This window comes from Caulobacter sp. DWR3-1-2 (genome assembly GCF_049896225.1).
Classification (GTDB): domain Bacteria; phylum Pseudomonadota; class Alphaproteobacteria; order Caulobacterales; family Caulobacteraceae; genus Caulobacter.
The window spans coordinates 185,705-205,951 of record NZ_JAFCTW010000003.1 but is presented as its reverse complement, the minus strand read 5'-3'; the positions used below and the strand labels follow the sequence as shown (position 1 = coordinate 205,951).

Here is a 20,247-nt window from a genome sequence, read left to right as displayed (position 1 = left end):
GCCTATCCCGTGATCTTCCTGGCGGCGCTGCTCGCGGAAATCGGATGGGAAGCCCGCAGCGAGGCGTGGGTCAGGCCAGCCGTCTCGGCGGCGGCGAAATAGCCCTCGGCCGGTAGGCCCTGCAGGGCGAGCATCGGCGCCAGGCCCTTGGCGTCGCGACCGAAGGCCATGATCTCGGCGGCGATCTTTTCGGCGGGGCCGACCAGGTCGCTGGCGTCCAAGGTTAAGCCATACAGGCGCGCGTCACGCAGCGACCTCAGCGCTTCCTTCTCGGGCGGCACACGAGCGACGACGCCGCGCGTCAGGGCCTTGAGCAGGCCCACAACCTCCAGCAGACGCCCGGCGGGCGTGCCGCGGGTGACGTCCACCAACTCCATCATCACGCCGCCACGCAGCAGGGCGAGCGAGAGCCCACTGGTGCCGGTCAGCATGTCGCGGCCGCGCTGGGTTCCCAGGGTGCGGAACGAGGCCGGTATGATCAGGTCGGGACGGTCATGACCCTGGGTGGCGCGGGCGAAGACGGCGGCGTATTTCAGGGCCGCCTCGTCGATGAAGGCGGCGTCGCGGTCGGGCAGGCGCGAGACTGCGCGAGCGCTGATCTGCTTGCCCGAGCCCAGGTGCGTGACCACCGGCTCTATGCGAACGGCGGTCGCCACGTTGCGGCGCACGCTGATCATGTGCTCGAGGGTGAAATCGACACGCAAGGCCGCTCCGCTGCCGGTGGTGAAGGCCACCGGCGTGCGACGGGTCTCCTCCAGCGGGTCGACTTCGAAACGCACCGGAGAGAGGGCGCTGTCACGACGGGCCCGTGCGGCCAGCACGACGGCCGCGTCGACTGGACGGCAAACAACGCCACCGGCTTCTACCCCGATCACCGCGCGCACGCCCAGGTCCGACACCTCGGCCGCGCCCAGCAGGTGGGTCAACACGTCCTCAAGGATTCGCACGCTGGTTGCCTGAGCGGCCAAGCCTTGGTCGTTCTGCATGGCGATCAGGAAATCGTCCTCGCCGATCCGCGCGCGCAGGTCGGCGCGGTCAAGATGTTCGGCCAGCTTGCGCTCGACATAGGTCCAGACGTCGACGCGCTTCTTGTCCCACCAGTCGCCGGCCCAGCGGCGGATCGCCTTGACGCTGATGATGTTGACCGAACCGCGTGCGATCAGGTCCGAACCCGCCAGTCTTTGGAGCACGGGGGCGCTTAGCGCGAGATGCTCGTTTCGGTCGTCCATTGGGCTCGAATCGAAGGGCATGTTCGCCTTGGGGCGGGAGGAGCCCCCAAGATACCTTCCACACGCTTAACGGGCAGTGCAAGAACACAGTTTCCAAAACAGCTTAACGGCGGACGGCGGGGGATGAAAGGACGTTGGCCGATCACCTGTGCGGCGTACTCGCGCAGAGCGGGGCGCCACCCGACTTGGCGTTCGGGCGCGCTCGGCGCATAAGGAGCCCGATGACCAAACTTTTCCTCGTAGCCGTCGGAGGCGCCTTGGGCTCCGTCGCCCGCTATCTGGTCGGTGTTCAGGCCCTGCGCCTGTTCGGGTCGAACTGGCCCTACGGCACCTTCATCGTCAATCTGACGGGCGGACTGCTGATGGGCCTTCTGGCCGCCTTTCTCGCCCTTCGGGGCGGCGCGCAACAAGAACACTGGCGAGTCTTGCTCGGTGTCGGGGTGATGGGCGGCTTCACCACCTTTTCGGCCTTTTCGCTGGAGACCGCGCTGATGATCGAGAAGCGCGCCTACGCCCAGGCCTTTACCTATACGACCGCCAGCGTGCTTCTGTCCGTGGCGGCCATTTTCGCGGGGCTCTTGATCTCCCGCAGGATCTTTTCGGTATGAAAGAAGTTCGCACGCTTTATGTGGACGCTGGCGAAGACGGCGTCCGCGTGGACCGCTGGTTCAAGCGCCGCTGGCCGCACCTGAACCACATCGCGCTCAACAAGCTGTTCCGCTCGGGCCAGGTTCGGGTCGATGGCTCGCGGGTCAAGGGCGACACCAAGCTGACGGCCGGCGCTCAGGTGCGCGTGCCGCCACTGCCCGACGCGCCCGATCCGGACGAGAAGCAGGCCCTGTCCAAGCGCGACATCGCCTTTGCCAAGTCGCTGGTGCTGTATGAGGACGAGGAAGTCCTGGCGCTGAACAAGCCCGCCGGCTTGGCCGTGCAGGGCGGGACCAAGACCACCCACCACATCGACAAGCTGCTCAGCGCCTGGGGCGAGGGCGTCAACCGTCCGCGCCTGGTGCACCGACTGGACCGTGACACCTCCGGCGTGCTGCTGCTGGGCAAGACCCCGGCCGCCGCCGCCAAGCTGTCGGGATCGTTCGCGCGCCGCCGCGCCCAGAAGACCTATTGGGCCATCGTCGCCGGCAATCCGCACCCGGTCGAGGGCGTCATCGAGCTGCATCTGGCCAAGCGTGGGGTTGGCGACCGCGAACTGGTGGTGCCCGCCGAGCCGAAGGATCCAGACGCCCAGCCGGCCGAGACTGAATTCGTCTCGATCAGCCGCGCCGGTCCGCGCGTCACGTGGATGGCCCTGCGCCCGCACACCGGCCGAACGCACCAACTGCGCGCCCACATGAAGGCCATCGGCCACCCCATCCTGGGCGACCCCAAGTACAGCGACGACAAGGCCCTGCAGCTTTCGGAAGGCCTGAAGCTGCAACTTCACGCGCGTTCGATCCTGCTGCCGCACCCCACGGTCGGCACCCTGGCCATCCAGGCGCCGCTGAGTCCCGAGATGAAGGCCGGGTTCGCCAAGTTCGGGTTCTCGGAGGACGAGGCCGAATACGACCCGTTCGCGCGGCGTCAGGTAAAGCGGCGGTAACTCAGACCAGCCCCGTCACCATCTTCGCTGTGGCGCTGTCGGGAAACACCGTCGTCTCCAGCGCCCCCCGATCGACGCCCATGTGTTCGCCCAGCACGCCCTTGAACAGGCCGCGCAGGTCGAGGCTGGGCGCCACGTCGCGGTTTTCGAACAGCGCCGTCTGTTTCAAGGTGGGCCAGTTGCCGATGATGCCGCCGGGCTTCAGCCCGCCGCCCAGCACCAGGGCGGTGGAGCCGGTGCCGTGGTCGGTGCCGCCGGTGCCGTTGATCCGAGCGGTGCGGCCAAACTCGGTGGCCACGACGACAACGGTGTTGCTCCATTCCGCGCCGAGGCCAATGTTCAGGCCATCCAGTAGAGTTGTCCGATCTGGCCGGCGTGGGTGTCCCAGCCGTCCGGCGAGAGAGCGGCGATGCGCGGCCCCCCTCCTGCTTCATGGAGCCGGCCAAGGTGGAGCCGAGCTTGCGGGCGGCGTCGCGGCCCTGCTGCTGGTTGGCAATGGCCGGCGGTGGCGGGGTCATGACGGCCGGCGACATCATGTTCGGGGCGCGGGCGTCGGTCGAGATCGGGGTCGGCGCGGGATTGAGCCGGGTCCGCCGCCTGGGCCATGGCCTCGGTCTCCAGGCCACGCGCGAAGGATGGCCCCACCAAGGGGTCGGCCTTGTACAGGTCCTGCAGCAAGCTCGGCAGGCGGGCGGTCTCATCGACGCCCGCGCCCGGCGACCAGCTGGCGGCCTGGACCTTTCCGTGCAGGATAGCGGGGCGGTGGCGCCAACAAGAGCGCAGCCCGGCTGCCAGGACCCATCGACTGGGCCTGATCCAGATAGAGCAGCATGGCTGGATGGGTGGAGGAGGCCACCAGCACGTCCTCGAAACGCCCAAACACGTGCGGGCGGATGGCCTCCTGCTCGAACGGCCCTACCACGGCGGCGGTGATCTGCTTGGTGGCCGAGACCGTGAAGTGGTTGGCCCAGAACAGCGTCCAGCGCTCGCGGAACGCCGCGTCGGTGGCCGCGCCCAGTTGGGCGCGGGCGAGGAAGTCGCCCTCGGTCTGGTCGCGCAGCATTTTTCGGGCGTCCTTGACCGGATCGGACTTGGGTTCACCGTCCGCCTTGGCCTCGCGCTTGTTCATCTGGTAGTCGCGATACTCATCCAGGCGCTGGGCGGAGCTTTCGGGATTGGCCTGCGGCTGGTGCGCGCCCTCCGCGCGGATCTGGTCGATCAGGAAACCGCGCGGGTCCGATTGCGCCGCCGCGATCTCGCCGGGGCGAGCGCCCAGGCCAAAGCGGGTGGCGGCGATCGCGGCCATCATCTCTTTTGGGGCAGGCTCAAGCCGTGTCTCTCCCTCGCGTCGCCCGCTCTTGCCTTGGGCGCGTTGTTTGCCCATTCAACGCGCTGGACCCGACGTTTTGATGTCCGAACTGAAAAGAAGACCGCCTTGGCCGACAAGCCCGACCTGCTGCAACGCCCCCGCCGGTTCTACAAGGCGGCGACCGCCGCGCCGCACGAAGGCGGATATGCCGTGCTGCTGGATGGTCGCACGCCCAAGTCGCCGGCCAAGTCGCCCCTAGTCTTGCCGACCCTGGCCCTGGCGCAGTTGGTGGCCGACGAGTGGGAAGCCCAGGTCGAGATCATCGACACCACCGTCATGCCCGCCACCCGCCTGGCCTTTACCGCCATCGACCGCATCCGCGAGACCCGCGCCGAGGTGGCCGCCGAGGTGGCGGCCTATGCCGGCTCGGACCTGCTCTGCTATTGGGCGGAGCACCCCACGCCGCTGGTCGAGCGTCAGAAGCGCGACTGGGGCGGCATGCTGGACTGGGCGCGGGCCGAGCTGGGCTTGAACCTGCAGCCCGTCAGCGGCGTCATCCATACCGCGCAATCCCCGGCTGCCTTGGCTTCGGTGGAAGCGCTGGCCCTGACCATGGACGACTTCACCCTGGCTGGCGTCGCCTATGGCGCTGGCCTGCTGGGTTCGACCGTGCTGTCCCTGGCGCTGCGCGCCGGGGCGGTGACCGGCCAGCGGGCGCTGGACCTGTCGCACCTGGAAGAGGCCTTCCAGGCCGAGATTTGGGGCCGCGACGCCGAGGCCATCGCGCGCGCCCAAGCCCTTGCGGTCGAGGCCAAGGTTCTGGAGCGCTGGTTCGCCGCGCTGCGTCGGTGAGAACCATCCTGCTTTACGGCCTGGCGGCCGTTTGCGAGATCGGCGGCTGCTATGCCTTTTGGCGGTGGCTGAAGCAGGGTCAGTCGATGCTGTGGGCGGTGCTGGGAGTCGTGGCCCTAGTCGTGTTCGCCGGGCTGCTGACCCGGGTGGACGCCTGGCGGCGGGGCGTACCTTCGCGGCCTATGGGGGGCTCTACATCGCCGCGTCACTGATCTGGATGCGGGTGGTCGAAGGTCTGCGGCCGGATCGTTGGGACCTGACGGGAGCCACGGTCTGCCTGGTCGGCGCCGGGATCATTCTGTGGGCGCCGCGCGCCGCCTAGACCGGCGGCCGCCTTTGCTGCACTGCCGCAACGGATGCCTTGCCACGGAAGGCTCGCGCCATTAGGCGTCGGTCCATAAGGTGGGAAATCTACCAGTCTGAAGAGCAGGGGAGCGTGCGCGTGCAGTCCATTCTCGAGGAACTCGATCGTCGTCGCGACCAGGCCCGGGCCGGCGGCGGCGAGAAGCGCGTTGCGGCCCAGCACGCCAAGGGCAAGCTGACCGCGCGCGAGCGGATCGACCTGCTGCTGGACGAAGGCTCCTTCGAGGAGTTCGACATGTTCGTCGAGCACCGCGGCACCGAGTTCGGCATGGCGGACCAGAAGGTGCCCGGCGATGGGGTGGTCACCGGCTGGGGCACGATCAACGGCAAGGTCGTCTACGTTTTTTCCAAGGATTTCACGGTGTTCGGCGGCTCGCTGTCGGGCGCCCACGCGGCCAAGATCGTCAAGGTCCAGCGCCAGGCCATGAAGGTCGGCGCGCCGATCATCGGCCTGTTCGACGCCGGCGGGGCCCGCATTCAGGAAGGCGTCGACAGCCTGGCCGGCTATGCCGACATCTTCCTCGAGAACGTCATGGCCAGCGGTGTCATCCCGCAGATCAGCGTGATCATGGGCCCCTGCGCCGGCGGCGACGTCTATTCGCCGGCCATGACCGACTTCATCTTCATGGTGAAGGATACCAGCTACATGTTCGTCACCGGCCCCGATGTGGTCAAGACCGTCACCAACGAGATTGTCACAGCCGAGGAGCTGGGGGGAGCTCGCGTGCACGCCTCCAAGTCGGGCGTGGCCGAGGGGGCGTTCGAGAACGACCTGGAAGCCCTGACCCAGGTGCGCCGCCTGATCGACTTCCTGCCCTCGTCCAACCGCGAAGCCGCGCCGGAGCGCGACAGCTTCGACGAGGCCTATCGCGAGGAGGCCAGTCTCGACAGCCTGATCCCAAGCGACGCGGGCAAGCCCTACGACATGAAGGAGTTGATCCTGAAGATCGTCGATGAGGCCGACTTCTTCGAGATCAGCTCCGAATGGGCCAAGAACATCGTCTGCGGCTTTGCTCGCATGGACGGGACCAGCGTCGGCATCGTCGCCAACCAACCCCAGGTTCTGGCCGGGGTGCTAGACATCGACAGCAGCCGCAAGGCCGCCCGCTTCGTGCGCTTCTGCGACGCCTTCAACATCCCGATCATCACCCTGGTCGACGTGCCGGGCTTCATGCCGGGCACCAAGCAGGAGTACGGCGGCCTGATTAAGCACGGCGCCAAGCTGCTGTTCGCCTATGCCGAGGCGACGGTTCCCAAGATCACCCTGATTACCCGCAAGGCCTATGGCGGGGCCTATGACGTCATGAGCTCCAAGCACCTGCGCGGCGACTTCAACTATGCCTGGCCCACCGCCGAGATCGCGGTGATGGGCGCCAAGGGGGCCGTAGAGATCATCTTCCGCGCCGAGGCGGGCGACCCGGTCGCGCTGGCAGCCCGCGAGGCCGAATACAAGGCCGCCTTCGCCAACCCGTTCGTCGCCGCCAGCCGCGGCTATATCGACGACGTGATCATGCCGCACGGCACCCGCAAGCGCATCGTTCGGGCGCTCAAGAGCCTTAAGGGGAAACAACTCACCAACCCCTGGAAGAAGCACGACAACATCCCGCTATGACCTTTCAAACGCCGCTTCCGCATCCATGGTCGCCGCGCTGCTGCTGAGCGCCTGCGCTGGCAGGCCGGAAGGTCGCGGCAGGATGGTCCGGTCGCCACAGGAACGAAGGCCTGCTTGCCGAGCCGGGCTGGGAGTTGGGGCGTGACCTCGTCCGGGGGAGAGCTTCTTTGAGTTGACGCCCGCCGAGGGCGCCGTCAAATGAACGGGCCCGCGTCGGGGCAGGTCAATACGGTCGCGACTCGCGAGATGGACGACCAAGCCGCCTTCTTGCAAAGATTCGAGGCCCTTCGCACTGGGGTCGATCGACGCTTGGCCGAACTGGCGCCGGCCGTGGGCGTCGCGCCCAACCGGCTGGTCGAGGCCGTGCGCTATGCCCTGCTGGCGCCCGGCAAGCGCTTTCGCCCCATGGTGACCCTGCTCGCCGCAGCCGAATTCGGGGCGCCTGACGGCGCGGCCCTGGACGCGGCCTGCGCCTTCGAGATGATCCATACGGCGTCCCTGATCCTCGACGACCTGCCGGCCATGGACGACGCTGGCCTGCGGCGCGGCCTGCCGACCATCCATCGCACCTATGACGAGGCCACGGCGATCCTGGCGGGTGTGGGTCTGCTGAATCAGGCCTATGCCGTGATCGCCGCCGACCACGCCTTGCCCGGCCCGCTCCGCGCCGACCTGACGGCGCGCGCCGCCGAGGCCGTCGGTTTTTCGGGCCTGATCGCCGGCCAGGCCCGCGACCTCTTCGATCGTGAGAAGCTACGCGATCCGGCGGTTCTGGAGCGGCTCAATCACGAGAAGACCGGCGTGCTGATCATCGCTGCGGCCCAGGGGGGGGCGGCCATCGCTGGCGCCTCGTCGGCGGCGGTCGAGGGAGTGGGCCAGTGGGCGCGCCATGTCGGTCTGGCCTTCCAGATCCGCGACGACATCATAGACGCCCAGGCGTCCCCCGAGGCGGCCGGCAAGGATGTCGGCAAGGACGCGGCCATGACCACCGTGGTCTCGGCCCTAGGCGTCATTGGCGCGCGACTGGCCATGGAGGACCATCTGGCCAAAGCCTCCGCCGCCCTGGCCTCGGCCGGCTGCGGTCATCTGCTGAACGCCTATGTCGGTGGGCTGTTCGCTGGGCGCAAGGTCGCGGCGTGACCCCCGAGCCTCCTTCTAAGGCGCCGATCCTGACGGTCGGCGCCGCTGTGCACGCCTATGGCGGCAAGCCGGTGCTGCGCGGCGTCGACCTGACGCTGCGTCCGGGCGAGATCTACGCCCTGCTGGGCCCCAATGGTGCGGGCAAGACCACGTTGATCCGCGCCATCTGCGGCCGGATCCGCCCCGACGGTGGCGAGGTGTTGCTGAATGGCCACGATCCGGCGCGGGTCCCCTCAGCGCGCGCGGGCCTGGGACTGGTCCCACAGGAAATCGCCCTCTATCAGAATTTGACGGTGGCCGAGAACATCGAAACCTTCGCTGCCTTGGCCGGTACGCCGCGCGCCGCCATGGCCGCCGCCGTGCGCCGGGCTCTGGAGCTGACCCGCACCGTCGACCGAGCCCATGTGCCGGTCAAGCATCTGTCAGGCGGCTATCAGCGCCGGGCCAACATCGCCGCCGCCATCGTCCATGAGCCGTCCTTGCTGATCCTCGACGAGCCCACGGTGGGGGTGGACATCGACGCCCGAGAGGCCGTGGACGCGGTGATCCGGGGCCTGCGCGACCTGGGTGTGGCGGTCTTGATGACCACCCACGACCTAGACCAGGCCGGAACCCTGGCCGACCGCGTCGGCTTCCTGCGTGAAGGCCAGATGGTGCTCGAGGGCGAGCCCAGGACCCTTGTCGCCCAGGCGTTCGGCAATCAGATGGAGATCATGGTCCACCTGGCCGAGGAGGTCGACACCGCCGGCGAAATCCGCCTGGCCGGCGAGGGGCTGGAGCGCACCCGGCGGGCTCATATCTGGACGCGTCTCGACGCCGACGGCTACGCAGCCGCCGGCCGGCTGGACAAGCGCTTGCGCAAGGTGGGTCTGACGCCCCGCGAGATCCGGGTGCGCGAGCCCTCCTTGGCCAACCTCTTCACCCTGGTGGCTGAGCGGAAGCTGGCGGCGTGATGGCCGGTTCTGGGATCGGGCGCGTCTGGATGATCGCCGCCATGGTGCGGGTGATGGCGTTGGAGCTATGGCGTGATCGCGGCGCTTTGATCATGACCTTCCTGCTGCCGCCGTTGGTGTTCCTGATCTTTTCGTCGGTGTTCGCCGGCACCACGGGCGACAATATCCAGTTGAAGCTGGCGGTAGCCGATCTGGTCAAGACAACAGACTCGACGCGCCTGACGGCGGCGCTGGTCAAGTCGGCTGACATTCGCGCCGAGTTGGTGTCGCCGGCGACCGACAACGAAGTCCGCCGACGGGTCAAATCGGGCCAGGCCGACGCCGGCCTCGTGATACGCGCCGACCCGGCATCCATCGGCAAGCCCTTCGTGATCATCGCCGATCCGAGCCGCGCCGTCGCCGCCCCGCTGACCCAGGCCCGCGTGCAGCAGACCCTGTCCGACGCCCTGCCGGATGTCGCCTTGCGCCGCACCGTGGTGCAGCTGACTCCGGCCCTCGGCGGGCTCAGCGATGATCAGGCCGAGAACGCCGACACCGCCGCGATCCTGCTGCGCGACACGCCCAAGCCCGAAGACGTCGGCTATTTCGACCGCGAGGACGTCAAGGACGTCAAGACCGGCGGCGGGGTGATCGCCTACTACGCCGGGGCGGTGATGATCCTGTTCGCCCTGTTTTCGGCCATGCAGGGCGCGCTGGGCTTGATGGAAGAGCGGCGCACCGGTGTCGCCGACCGGCTGCTGGCCGGGGTGGCGGGCATGGGGCCGGTGGTGACCGGCAAGTTCCTGTTCCTCGTCGCTCAAGGCCTAGTGCAAGCGCTGACGATCTTCGCCACAGCTCAGCTCGTCTATGGCGTGGCGGTGGTCCAGCACGCCATGCTCTGGTTGCCCACGACCCTGGCGGCCTCGGCCTGCGCGGCAGGGGTGGCCCTGGGTCTCGTCTCGCTGTGCCGCACGCGCGACCAGGCGCAGATGCTTTCGACCTTCGTGATACTGGTGCTCGCGGCGATCGGCGGCAGCATGGTGCCACGCTTCCTGATGCCGGCCTGGTTGCAGCAGGTGGGGTGGTTCACGCCGCACGCCTGGGTCATCGAGGCCTATCAGGCCATCCTCTGGCGGGACGCCGGGATCGAGGCGGTGTATAAGGCCTGGGGCGTGCTCGTCGCGGCCGGTTTGGCCGGCCTGGGCCTGTCCCAGGTGATGGCAAGCCGGTTGCGGCGGTAATCTGGACGACGATGGAAATTCTAGGTCTCTATCTGGCGCTTTTCCTTGGCGCGCTGGCTTTCATGGAAGGCTTCGCCTGGGTCACCCATCGCTACGTGATGCACGGCGTCGGCTGGGCCTGGCACAGATCCCACCACGAGCCACGCACCGGCGCCTTCGAGCTCAACGACCTATTCGCGGTGGTCTTCGCGGCCCCGGCCATCGTGGGGATCTATTTCGGCGTGCACGGCGTACCGTGGCTGCTGCCGATCGGCCTGGGGATCACCGCCTATGGGGTGATCTATTTCGTGTTTCACGACGGCATGGTCCACCAGCGGTTCAAGGTGCCGCTCGGCAAGTCGCGATATTGGAAGCAGTTGATCCAGGCGCACCGGATCCACCACGCTGTTCACACCAAGGACGGGGCGGTCTCGTTTGGCTTCCTGCTGGCGCGACCGGTCAGGGAGCTGAAGGCGCGGCTGCGGGATAGGGGTGTAGGGGTTTAAATTCCTCCCCCTTTGGGGGAGGTGTCGGCGAAGCCGACGGAGGGGGGAGTGATTGGGCGTGTCCACAGACCGGACCGGCGACCCTAAAACTCCCCCCACCGATCGCTCCGCGATCGCCTCCCCCACAGGGGAGGACTTTAGATCTTCGACCACATCTCCGGCCGTGCCGGCGCCTTGCCCCAGCGATCCAGCGTCGCCGACCTTAGCGCCATCGCGCCCCCTTCCAGCGCCCGCCAAGCCTTCATCCGCCCACTGACCACCACGCGCTCGTCCCAGGCCTTGTCGCCGGCCTTGACGACGTCCAGCCCGATCTGCCGATAGACCCCGCGCGCTGCGGCGATCGCCCAGGCCGAGCGGACGGGCAGGTCGCGCAGGCCCCAGCGAGCGGAAGCGTAGTAGGGCTCCGCAGCCTCGACCAGGCGTTGCGCCAGCACCGCCACGGCCGCGCGATGAGCCCGGTCGGCGACTGCGGTTTCCGGCACGCCCAGCGCGGCCAGCCAGTCGCCAGGAACATAGACCCGGTCGTTGCGCGCATCCTCGACGATGTCGCGGGCGATGTTGGTCAGCTGAAAACCCAGGCCCAGATCCTGAGCGCGGCGGAGGGTGGGCAGGTCGTCGGGTTTGACGCCCATCACCAGGGCCATCATCGTGCCCACGACGCCGGCCACGCCCCAGCAATAGTCCAGCAGTTCGTCGAGCGTCGCGTAGCGCCGCCCGGCTACGTCCATGGCGAAGCCGTCGACCATGTCCAGGGCGTAGCGCTCGGGGATGCCGCGCCGTAGGGCCACGGTCTGGAAGGCGGCGAACACCGGGTCGGTGGGCGTTTCACCGGCCATGGCCGCGCGAGTCTGGGCGTAGAGGGCTTCCAGCCGCGCCGGGCCGTCGGCCACCGGGCTCATGCCGTGGCCCAGGGTCTGGCCGTCGATCACGTCGTCGCAGTGGCGGCACCAGGCGTAGAGCATCTCGGCGTCGGCCCGGGTTTCCGCATCGAACAGCGCGGCGGCCGCGGCGAAGCTCTTGCTGCCCTTCTGGATCGCCTCGCGGCTCTGGGCTTCCAGTGCGCTCATGCGTCGGCGGTCTCGCCCGCGACGAGGTAGTCGTCGATCATCAGGCCCGCCGTCGCCTTGGCCGAGCCGACCACACCTGGGATGCCCGCGCCTGGATGAGTGCCGGCCCCGACGAAATAGAGGTTGGGGATCACGTCGTCGCGGTTGTGGGTGCGGAAGAAGGCGCTCTGAGTCAGCAGCGGCTCAAGCGAGAAGGCCGCGCCCTTCCAGGCGTTGAGGTCGGTGACGAAGTCGTCAGGGGTGATGAAGCGACAGGTGACCATGTCGGCGGTCAGGCCAGGAATGTAGTGCTTCTCCAGATAGGCCAGGATCTTGTCGCGGTATTTCGGCCCCTCGACCGACCAGTCGATGTTGGCGGTCTTCAGGTTAGGCACCGGCGACAGGGCGTAGAAGCTGGAGCAGCCCTCCGGGGCCATGCCGGGGTCGCTGGCAGTGGGGTGGTGCAGGTACAGCGAGAAGTCGTCGGCCAGGCCGTCCTTGCCGTAGATCTCGCCGATCAGCTCGCGATAGCGATTGCCGAAGCAGATGGTGTGATGACGAATCTCGGGATGTGCGGTCTTCAGCCCGAAATAGACCACGAACAGCGACGGGCTCCAGCGCTTGGCTTCCAGCGCCTTGCCAACTTTCTTGCCGCGCGGATCGTCGGCCAGCAGGTGGCGATAGGTGTGCATGACGTCGGCGTTGGAGGCTACGGTGTCGAAGGCCTCGAACTGGCCATCGGCGCGGATCACGCCGGTGACGCGGCCGGCCTTGGTGGTGATCTTCTGGATCGGCGCGGCTAGGTGAAGCGTGCCGCCTAGGTCCTGCAGCAGCTTGACCAGCGCCCGGATCAGGGCGTGGGTGCCGCCGCGCGGGAACCACACGCCGCCGCGCCGCTCCAGGGCGTGGATCAGGGCATAGATCGACGACGTGGCGAACGGGCTGCCGCCGACCAGAAGGCTGTGGAACGACAGCGCCTGGCGGATGTGCTCGTCCTTCACGAAGGACGCGACCTTGTCATAGACACTGCGCCAGGCTTGCAGCTTCATCAGGGCGGGGGCGTTGGCGATCATGCTGGAGAAGTCGAGGAACGGCACGGCGCCGAGATCAAGATAGCCCTTCTGGTAGAGCGCCTCGGAATAGGCGTGGAACCGGCGGTAGCCCTCGACGTCGGCCGGATTGCGGGCGGCGATCTGAGCGTCGAGTTGCGCCTGGTCGTTGACATAGTCAAAGACGTCGCCGTCCTCCCAGACCAGCCGATAGAACGGATCGACCGGCAGCAGCTCGACATAGTCCTCGATCCGGCGCCCACTGAGTTCGAACAGCGCTTTCAGACAGTCGGGATCGGTGATCACCGTCGGGCCGGCGTCGAAGGTGAAGCCCTCATCGTGCCAGACATAGGCGCGGCCGCCCGGCTTTTCGCGGCCCTCGAAGACGGTGACGTCGAAGCCCGACGACTGCAGGCGGATGGCCAGGGCCAGGCCGCCGAACCCGGCGCCGATCACGGCGGCTTTAGGCTTGCTGGGGGGTCTGGTCACGGTGGTGGTCATGCGTCTTGTCCTCCGAATACGGAATTCTCGCCGATGCACTTAATAGCCGCCGAGATCGGCACGGGCGGCTTGCCGATCAGGATCCGCGCCTTGTCCCAGCGGGTCAGGCGGGCGGCATAGAAGCGTTGGATTAGGCCCGGCGCCAGGCGATAGAACCGCTCCAGCACCTTGTAGCGTTCCTCGGGCGCGCAGGCCCTGAACAACATGCGGTTCAGAAGCCGCAGGAAGCGTCGCCGCCGCCAGGTCGTTTTGGACTGGGTCTCGACGCAATCGCGCACCGTCGCGCTGGTGATGCGCGGCAAGCCGGCGATGGCGTCGGCCATGCGCGCGGCGTCGGGCAGGGAGTAGCCGGTGGTCGGCTGGAAGAGGGCTGCGCGCAGGCCCACCTCCGCCACCTGCGAGCGGGCTTCCTTCCAATAGGCGTCGATATTTCCCCCCAGGGCGATCGGGAGGACGCCGTCCTCCTCGCGCTCGACCTTGGCGATTGTCCAGCCCTGGCTCTTGGCGTAGGTCCCGATGGCGCGGCGCAGGGAGGCGCGATCCAGAGCCGGGCCGTCGCTGTAGCGGGTGTCCTCGATCAGCAGGCGCGTTTCGTCCAGCGGCAGGACATAGACGAAGCGGTAGCCGTCCTCCTGCGAAACGGTGGCGTCCATGATGATGGGCCGGGTCAGTCCGTGGGGCTTGGTGAGCAGCACCCCTTGTCCGACGAACTTCTGGAAGCCCAGGGCTAAACTGCGGCTCTTGCGCGGGCCTCTGCCGTCGATCACCGCAGTGGCGGCGATCCTCCGGCCGTCGGCCAGGGTCACCTGATGGGCGTTGACGTCGGTCACCGTCGCGCCCAGCCAGGCGTCGCCGTCCATCGCGGCGGTGACCACCTTGTGCAGACGCTGCGAGGTGATGGCCAGGTAGGGGGTCGTCAGGTCACGCCGATGGCCAGGAAACCGCACCTCATAGCCCGACCAGCGATGGACGATCAGCGGCCGCAGCCAACCGGCGATCGCGGCGTCGACGTCTGTGGCGAAGTGGCACCAGGTGTGCTCGCCGCCGATCGTCTGGCCTTGCTCCAGCATCACTACGCGTAGCCTGGGCCGCAGGCTTTTCAGCCGCAGGGCGATCAGGCTGTTGGCCAAGCCGCCGCCCACCAGGACGACGTCGGCGCGCTGCGAAGCGGACGCGGACTCCATGGCTGGGCTCTAGCATGATTGGCGGACGGGCAAGCGACTTCCTGCGACGGTTCGCGCATATTGCGCCAGGTCGGACGAGAGGCTAGGGACGGCCAAACGGGAGACAGCGATGTCGCAAGCCAAAATCATCGACGGCAAGGCCTTCGCGGCGAAGCTGCGCGAGACGATCGCGGCCGAGGTCGCCGTGCTGAAGGCCGAGCACGGATTGACCCCTGGCTTGGCCGTGGTGCTGGTCGGCGAGGATCCCGCCAGCCAGGTCTATGTGCGCAGCAAGGGCGAACAGACCCTGGCCGCTGGCATGCATTCCGAAACCCACCGCCTGCCGGCCGACACCAGTCAGAGCGAGCTACTGTCGCTGGTCGAGCGCCTGAATGACGACCCGGCGATCCACGGCGTTCTGGTGCAGTTCCCGGTGCCGGACCATCTGAGCCAGGCCACGATCGTCGCGGCGATCTCTCCCGACAAGGACGTCGACGGCCTAACCGTCACCAATGCTGGGCGCCTGGCGAGTGGCCTGCCAGCCTTGACCTCCTGCACCCCGGCCGGCTGCATGGCGCTGCTCAAGGACGTGCTAGGCGACTTGACTGGCAAGCGGGCGGTGGTGATCGGCCGCTCCAACCTGATGGGCAAGCCGATGGCTCAACTGCTGCTAGCGGCCGACTGCACGGTGACCATCGCCCACTCGCGCTCTCTGGATCTGCCGACCATCTGCCGCGAGGCCGACATTCTGGTCGCAGCCGTGGGCCGGGCCGAGATGGTCCGAGGTGACTGGATCAAGCCCGGGGCCACGGTGATCGATGTCGGGATCAGCCGCTTCCCGTCGCGCGACCCTGTCGCCGCAGCCGCCGGCAAAACCCGGCTGGTGGGCGACGTGGCCTTCGAGGAAGCCAAGGACGTGGCCGGCGCCATCACCCCGGTGCCGGGCGGGGTGGGACCGATGACCATCGCCATGCTGCTGGCCAACACCGTCAGCGCGGCCAAGCGGATCAATGGGATCGCGGAATAGTGCGGCTCGCGGTCGTTCTGGTCCTGGCTGCGAACCTAGCCGCCTGTTCCGGGCCGACCCCGCAAGCGCCCACCGCCGAACAGACGTTACGCCTGAGGCCGACTGATCCGCGCTTGGCGGGTCTCTACGAGCAGTCCTGCAAGACCTGCCACGCCGTGCCGGGTACGGGCGCGCCGCTGGTTCATGATCGCAAGGCCTGGGATCCGCGGTGGAAGCAGGGACAGGCCGTGCTGCTGGATCATGCCGTCCAGGGTTTCCAGGCGATGCCGGCCGGAGGACAATGCGCGGCTTGCAACGCGAATGATTTCAACGCTCTCATACGCTTCATGGCGGGGCGCGAAGACTCCGCGCGCTAGAGCATTTTTTCGAGCGAAGTGGTTCCGCTTCGCGTGAAGAAAAATGCGTCAAAACAGAAGATTAGAGCTCACGGCCTGACGCAGTCAGGTCGGGAAATGCTTTAGGGGGCGGGCGACATGAAGGTATCAAGACGGGGGGCGCTGCTGGCCGGGGGTTTTGGCCTGGGCGCGGCGGTGGTCGGCGGCGGCCACGCGGTCGCCACCCACGAAAAACCTGAGCCGGCCGCTCCGGCCACCACTGACGCCCAAGGCCGCCTGCTCTGGCGCAATTGGTCAGGCGTGCAGCACGCCTATCCGTCGGACCGCGTCGCGCCCCAGAGCGAGGCCGAGGTCGCTGCGGCCCTGAAGACCGCCACGGCGCCAATCCGGCCGGTGGGGGCGGGTCACTCCTTTAGCGCCCTGGCCCCGACGGACGGGACACTGCTGTCGCTGGACGCCCTGTCGGGGATCCTGGCCTGGGAGGGCGACGAGGCGATCGTCGCGGCCGGCACGCGCCTGGGCGCCCTGGGCTCGGCTTTGGCCAAGAACGGTCGGGCGATGGCCAACCTGCCCGACATCAACAAGCAGTCCCTGGCCGGCGCCCTGGCCACCGGCACCCATGGCACGGGGATGCGCCTGAAGGCCCTGCACGGCGACGTCACGGCACTGCGGCTCATCACGCCGAACGGCAAGGTGATCGATTGCGACGCGACCCATCGCCCCGAGGTCTTCCAAGCCGCCAAGGTCTCGCTCGGCTGCCTGGGCGTGATCACCCAGGCGCGCATCCGGACTATCGCCAACCGCCGCATCGAGCGCCATGTCTGGCTGGAGCCGTTGGAGGAGGCCCTGGCCAAGGCCGAGGAACGCTGGGCCACGCACCGCAACTTCGAGTTCTACGCCGTACCCTTCACGGGGTTGGCCGCCAATATCAGCCATGACGAGACGGACAAGCCCGCCCTGGCGCGCGGACCCGACCAGGATACCGCCTTTCTTGACGCCCTGAAGGGCCTGCGTAATCTGCTTGGCTTCTCCACCCCGTTGCGCAAAGCCGCCGCCCGCGCGCTGCTGGCGGGCGTCAAGCCGGAGGCGGCGATCGACGAGGGTTGGAAGCTGCTGTCGACCGATCGCCCCGTGCGCTTCAACGAGATGGAGTTCCACCTGCCGGCCGAGGTTCAACTCAAGGCTCTGGCCGAGGTGGTGGCGACGATCGAGAAACATCGGCCCGACGTCTTCTTCCCGATCGAGGCGCGGCGGATCGCCCCCGATGACGCCTGGCTGTCGCCCTTTCAGGGCGAGGCCCGAGGCTCAATCGCAGTCCACGCCTACTACAAGGACGAATTCGCCTTCCTCTACACCCTGATCGAGCCGATCTTCCGTCGCTACGGTGGACGGCCGCATTGGGGAAAGTTGCACAGCGTGTCGGGCGATCAATTGGCCGGACTGTATCCCCGCTGGAAGGATTTCCTGAAGCTGCGCGCCGCGCTGGACCCCGAGATGCGGATGCTCAATCCGTACCTGAGGGGCCTGTTTGACCTCTAGAGAACCTTGACCATGGCATCGCATTCGAGCCTTTGAAAACTCTTCGCGGCCCTGCGATCACCTTCGACATGACGCCCTTTGGCGCGAGGGCGCGCAGAACATCGAGAGCCGAGCCCGAAAAGAAAAAAGCCCCGGCTATGGGCCGAGGCTTTCAGGTCGTGCGCCTGGATGGCTTTAGATCGCCAGGTATTCGGCCACGCGGCCTTCCAGTTCCGTAGCCAAGACCTTGCCCACCGGGTGGGTGTCGACCTTGATGTCGCCGCGGACGCAGGCCTTGATTGCGTCGATGTGGCCGTCCACCAAAAATAACGGCGCCGTAAGGCGGGTGGCGGGTTCGTCGATCAATTTGCACAGCGAAGCGGCCAATCGCGTGATCAGCGGGAAGTCGTAGGTGGCTCCCAGGCCCTTTAGGTCATGGGCGCGAAGATAGAGGGTCTCGACGGTCTCGGCGGTCAGGCCCTTGGCGCGCACATCCTGGCGCGCGGCCTCCAGCTTGACGATCTCGTCGTTCAGCCATTGGGCAAAGTTGCCTGACAGGCTCTTCAGCGCCGCCTCGGCCTTGGCGATCGCCGCCAGGTCGATACCACCGCGTCCACCCACCTTCAGCTTAAGCATGTTTGGCACTTGAATTACTTCTGCGGCGGGCTTGTTCGTCACGGGCGCCTCCCCAATCGCGTAGATGGCAAAGCTACCATCGCAGGCGTTAACATTAGATGAGACGCCCATTTCGCCCTGGCCAATTCGAGCCAGTCTCGCAAATCGCCCTGACCAACGGTTCTCTCCGGACTAGGCCGAGAACTGCTCCGTCAGGACCCTTTCCTCGAGGCTTCGACCGGCGTCGAAGAGCATGGAAAGGCTGGCGCTGCTGTCCTCGGTGATATGGACCTCGACCACGTCGCGAACCTCAAAATTGTCGGCCACGGCGCTTACCGGCCGCTTATCGCATTCCAGCACTTCGAACGTCACCCGCGCCGTCTGCGGCAAAAGCGCGCCACGCCAGCGGCGGGGGCGGAAGGCGCTGATCGGGGTCAGGGCCAGCACCTGGGCGCCGATCGGGATGATCGGACCGTGGGCGGAAAGGTTGTAGGCCGTCGAGCCCGCGGGTGTGGCCAGCAGCACGCCGTCGCAGACCAACTCGCCCATCCGCACCTTGCCGTCGATGCTGATGCGCAGCTTGGCGGTCTGGCGGGTCTGGCGCAGCAGCGACACCTCGTTGATGGCCAAGGCCCGGTGCTGTTTGCGATTGGAGTCGATGGCGACCATGGCCAGCGGATGGATCACGGCCCGCTCGGCCGCGTTGATCCGTTCCAGCAAGGCGTCCTCGCTGTATTCGTTCATCAGGAAGCCGACCGAGCCGCGGTTCATGCCGTAGATCGGGGTCTGGCCCTTCATGGTGTCGTGCAGGGTCTCCAGCATGAAGCCGTCGCCGCCCAAGGCGACGATCACCTGGGCGCTGTCGTCCCCGACGTCGCCATACCGGGCGCGCAGCCGCTCGATGGCTTCCTGGGCCTCGGGGCGATCACTGCCCTTGAAGGTCAGGCGAGTCACGAAGGGCAGGGGCTGGAACATCGCGCCAAGTGGCTAGATCGCCGAGGCGTTGTCAAACCTGGGTTTGATGCCGAACTCAGGCCGCGCTGACGGCCTGCCGGAACGCCATGGCCGCGATGTCGGGCGCGAAGGGGCCAAAGGCGCCGCTGGCCTTGCGGGCGGCTTCCGCCCCGCCGCCGGGCCGACCGCCATTCAGTTGGCGCACGTGATCGAGGATGGTCGGGAAGACGCTGCGATCGATGCCGACGGCTGAGCAGGCCAGGGCCAGCAGTTCGGGACGGTCGCTGTCAACAGCGCGCCGCACTTGGCGAATGTCGAACTGACCCAGACGAGCCAGGGCGAATAGGAATAGCGGCAGGCGCCGCTCGCGCAGTACCCGCAGCAGATAGCCCGGGCGCAGCTGACCAGCGGCGTCGAGCTTTTCGATGAGGGCGGCCTCCATCGCCTCGCGATCCTCGGCCTGTTCCAGGCTGGGCGCGTCTTCGATCTGGTCCCCGGCGTGGGCGGCGCGCAACGCGGTTTCGACGGCCTGGGCCATCTTGTCGGGATCAAGCTGGAATCGGGTGGTCAAGGCCTCGCGCAGGGCGCGGCCGACCCAAAGATACAACTGTTCGGCCAGATCGCTGGACAGGCCGGGGTGGCGCGCCAGGGGCGAGCGCAGGGCGACAACCTCGCGCGCCCGTTCGACGAGGCGGCGGACGCCGTCGGGCGAGATCTGGGCGTTAGTGTTGTTGGCGAGCGCCGTCAGCACGGCCGATTCGTCGCGGGCCAGGATCGCTTCGACCACGGCGGGCGACAGGGCCGGCCGTCGGGCGATCTCGAGCTGGTGTTCCAGGGTGGCCTGGACCAAAAGGCGGATCAGGTCGCGGTCCTGCAGAATCGGGCTGCGAGCGATGATCGGACGAGCGATCTCGATCTCGTCCAGGGCCAAGATGTTGATCAGGGCGGAGGGCGCCCAGGTGGCGTCTGCCAGGCGTTCGGCCAGGCGCTGGCGGATGTCGCGCTCTGCCTCGACCACCAATGTCATGAAGATGGAGTCAAGCAGGACCTGGACGTCAGGCGCGGCCGGCCTTCCCTGGGCCTGACTGGAGTCGCACAGGTCGATGATGCCGGCGAGCAGGCGTTCGCGATCAGCCGGCTCGCGGCTGCGGGCCAGGGACAGGAGTTGTGCGGTCTGGGCGGACTGGACCAACCAGCATCCTCGATTTCAAAGCTTGACCAAGACGACCTTGGCGGCTGCGAATGAAAACATGCTTAAACAGGCGAAGCCACGGAACGACAA

21 protein-coding genes and 1 pseudogene are annotated in these 20,247 nt (G+C 67.5%); 12 read left to right on the top strand and 10 right to left on the bottom strand.

Annotation, left to right across the window (positions count from 1 at the left end; genetic code table 11):
- Positions 1–2: 2 nt before the first annotated feature.
- Complete coding sequence (locus ACP696_RS05600) at positions 3–1,250, bottom strand: hypothetical protein (RefSeq protein WP_426011979.1); 1,248 nt, start codon at positions 1,248–1,250, stop codon at positions 3–5.
- Between the two features lie 200 nt (positions 1,251–1,450).
- Here ACP696_RS05600 and crcB point away from each other — a divergent pair, with 200 nt between their 5' ends.
- Positions 1,451–1,837, top strand: coding sequence for a fluoride efflux transporter CrcB (gene crcB, locus ACP696_RS05595; protein WP_426030556.1), 387 nt, complete (start codon positions 1,451–1,453; stop codon positions 1,835–1,837).
- The gene (locus ACP696_RS05590) at positions 1,834–2,823 is read left to right on the top strand and encodes an RluA family pseudouridine synthase (protein WP_426011975.1); all 990 of its coding nucleotides are present in this window, start codon (positions 1,834–1,836) and stop codon (positions 2,821–2,823) included. Before crcB ends, ACP696_RS05590 begins: the two co-directional genes overlap by 4 nt.
- 1 nt (position 2,824) lies before the next feature.
- Here the strand turns inward: ACP696_RS05590 and ACP696_RS05585 are convergent, their stop codons facing one another.
- From ACP696_RS05585 to ACP696_RS05575, 3 genes are read right to left on the bottom strand one after another with little or no spacing between them, the layout of a single operon-like run.
- Complete coding sequence (locus tag ACP696_RS05585) at positions 2,825–3,121, bottom strand: DUF1501 domain-containing protein (RefSeq protein ID WP_426043528.1); 297 nt, start codon at positions 3,119–3,121, stop codon at positions 2,825–2,827.
- Positions 3,122–3,162: 41 nt separating this feature from the next.
- Positions 3,163–3,501, bottom strand: a complete 339-nt coding sequence (locus tag ACP696_RS05580) for a hypothetical protein (RefSeq protein WP_426043527.1) — start codon at positions 3,499–3,501, stop codon at positions 3,163–3,165.
- A 19-nt stretch (positions 3,502–3,520) separates the two neighbouring features.
- Positions 3,521–4,132: a DUF1800 family protein gene (locus ACP696_RS05575; protein ID WP_426043526.1), complete on the bottom strand. Its 612-nt coding sequence runs from the start codon at positions 4,130–4,132 to the stop codon at positions 3,521–3,523.
- Between the two features lie 126 nt (positions 4,133–4,258).
- On the opposite strand from ACP696_RS05575, the gene ACP696_RS05570 reads away from it, so the two are divergent.
- From ACP696_RS05570 to ACP696_RS05540, 7 genes and pseudogenes are all read left to right on the top strand, one after another.
- The gene (locus ACP696_RS05570; RefSeq protein ID WP_426011971.1) at positions 4,259–4,984 is read left to right on the top strand and encodes an ATP12 family chaperone protein; all 726 of its coding nucleotides are present in this window, start codon (positions 4,259–4,261) and stop codon (positions 4,982–4,984) included.
- Positions 4,981–5,306, top strand: a pseudogene (locus ACP696_RS05565) (YnfA family protein). Before ACP696_RS05570 ends, ACP696_RS05565 begins: the two are co-directional and overlap by 4 nt.
- 120 nt (positions 5,307–5,426) lie before the next feature.
- Positions 5,427–6,959, top strand: a complete 1,533-nt coding sequence (locus ACP696_RS05560; RefSeq protein WP_426030555.1) for an acyl-CoA carboxylase subunit beta — start codon at positions 5,427–5,429, stop codon at positions 6,957–6,959.
- Positions 6,960–7,157: 198 nt separating this feature from the next.
- Positions 7,158–8,099, top strand: coding sequence for a polyprenyl synthetase family protein (locus ACP696_RS05555; RefSeq protein WP_426011968.1), 942 nt, complete (start codon positions 7,158–7,160; stop codon positions 8,097–8,099).
- Positions 8,096–9,052: an ABC transporter ATP-binding protein gene (locus ACP696_RS05550; RefSeq protein WP_426011967.1), complete on the top strand. Its 957-nt coding sequence runs from the start codon at positions 8,096–8,098 to the stop codon at positions 9,050–9,052. The genes ACP696_RS05555 and ACP696_RS05550 overlap by 4 nt, the downstream gene beginning before the upstream one ends.
- The gene (locus ACP696_RS05545; RefSeq protein WP_426011966.1) at positions 9,052–10,272 is read left to right on the top strand and encodes an ABC transporter permease; all 1,221 of its coding nucleotides are present in this window, start codon (positions 9,052–9,054) and stop codon (positions 10,270–10,272) included. Before ACP696_RS05550 ends, ACP696_RS05545 begins: the two co-directional genes overlap by 1 nt.
- A gap of 11 nt (positions 10,273–10,283) precedes the next feature.
- Positions 10,284–10,757 (top strand): sterol desaturase family protein, encoded by a 474-nt coding sequence (locus ACP696_RS05540; RefSeq protein WP_426011964.1) that lies wholly within the window; start codon positions 10,284–10,286, stop codon positions 10,755–10,757.
- 137 nt (positions 10,758–10,894) lie between these two features.
- Here ACP696_RS05540 and ACP696_RS05535 read toward each other — a convergent pair whose 3' ends face one another.
- The 3 genes from ACP696_RS05535 to crtY are packed head-to-tail and all read right to left on the bottom strand — an operon-like array spanning position 10,895 to position 14,537.
- Positions 10,895–11,824 carry a phytoene/squalene synthase family protein gene (locus tag ACP696_RS05535; RefSeq protein ID WP_426011962.1) on the bottom strand — a complete coding sequence of 310 codons (930 nt, stop codon included), beginning with the start codon at positions 11,822–11,824 and terminating at the stop codon, positions 10,895–10,897.
- On the bottom strand, positions 11,821–13,353 hold the full coding sequence (locus tag ACP696_RS05530) for a phytoene desaturase (protein WP_426011961.1): 1,533 nt from the start codon (positions 13,351–13,353) through the stop codon (positions 11,821–11,823). Before ACP696_RS05530 ends, ACP696_RS05535 begins: the two co-directional genes overlap by 4 nt.
- Entirely contained in the window at positions 13,350–14,537 is a 1,188-nt protein-coding gene (gene crtY, locus ACP696_RS05525) for a lycopene beta-cyclase CrtY (protein WP_426011960.1), read from the bottom strand. The genes ACP696_RS05530 and crtY overlap by 4 nt, the downstream gene beginning before the upstream one ends.
- A gap of 109 nt (positions 14,538–14,646) precedes the next feature.
- Between crtY and folD the strand changes: the two genes are divergently transcribed.
- From folD to ACP696_RS05510, 3 genes are all read left to right on the top strand, one after another.
- A complete protein-coding gene (gene folD / locus ACP696_RS05520; RefSeq protein ID WP_426011958.1) occupies positions 14,647–15,543 on the top strand; it encodes a bifunctional methylenetetrahydrofolate dehydrogenase/methenyltetrahydrofolate cyclohydrolase FolD in 897 nt (298 codons plus the stop codon).
- Positions 15,540–15,899, top strand: a complete 360-nt coding sequence (locus ACP696_RS05515) for a c-type cytochrome (protein ID WP_426012555.1) — start codon at positions 15,540–15,542, stop codon at positions 15,897–15,899. Before folD ends, ACP696_RS05515 begins: the two co-directional genes overlap by 4 nt.
- A 117-nt stretch (positions 15,900–16,016) precedes the next feature.
- Entirely contained in the window at positions 16,017–17,417 is a 1,401-nt protein-coding gene (locus tag ACP696_RS05510) for a D-arabinono-1,4-lactone oxidase (protein ID WP_426011957.1), read from the top strand.
- A gap of 174 nt (positions 17,418–17,591) precedes the next feature.
- On the opposite strand, the gene ACP696_RS05505 is transcribed toward ACP696_RS05510, so the two are convergent.
- The 3 genes from ACP696_RS05505 to ACP696_RS05495 form a co-directional block, all read right to left on the bottom strand.
- Positions 17,592–18,074, bottom strand: coding sequence for an Hpt domain-containing protein (locus ACP696_RS05505; protein ID WP_426011955.1), 483 nt, complete (start codon positions 18,072–18,074; stop codon positions 17,592–17,594).
- 129 nt (positions 18,075–18,203) lie between these two features.
- On the bottom strand, positions 18,204–18,986 hold the full coding sequence (locus tag ACP696_RS05500) for an NAD kinase (protein WP_426011954.1): 783 nt from the start codon (positions 18,984–18,986) through the stop codon (positions 18,204–18,206).
- 55 nt (positions 18,987–19,041) lie between these two features.
- Complete coding sequence (locus ACP696_RS05495) at positions 19,042–20,127, bottom strand: DUF2336 domain-containing protein (protein WP_426012553.1); 1,086 nt, start codon at positions 20,125–20,127, stop codon at positions 19,042–19,044.
- Positions 20,128–20,247 lie beyond the last annotated feature (120 nt).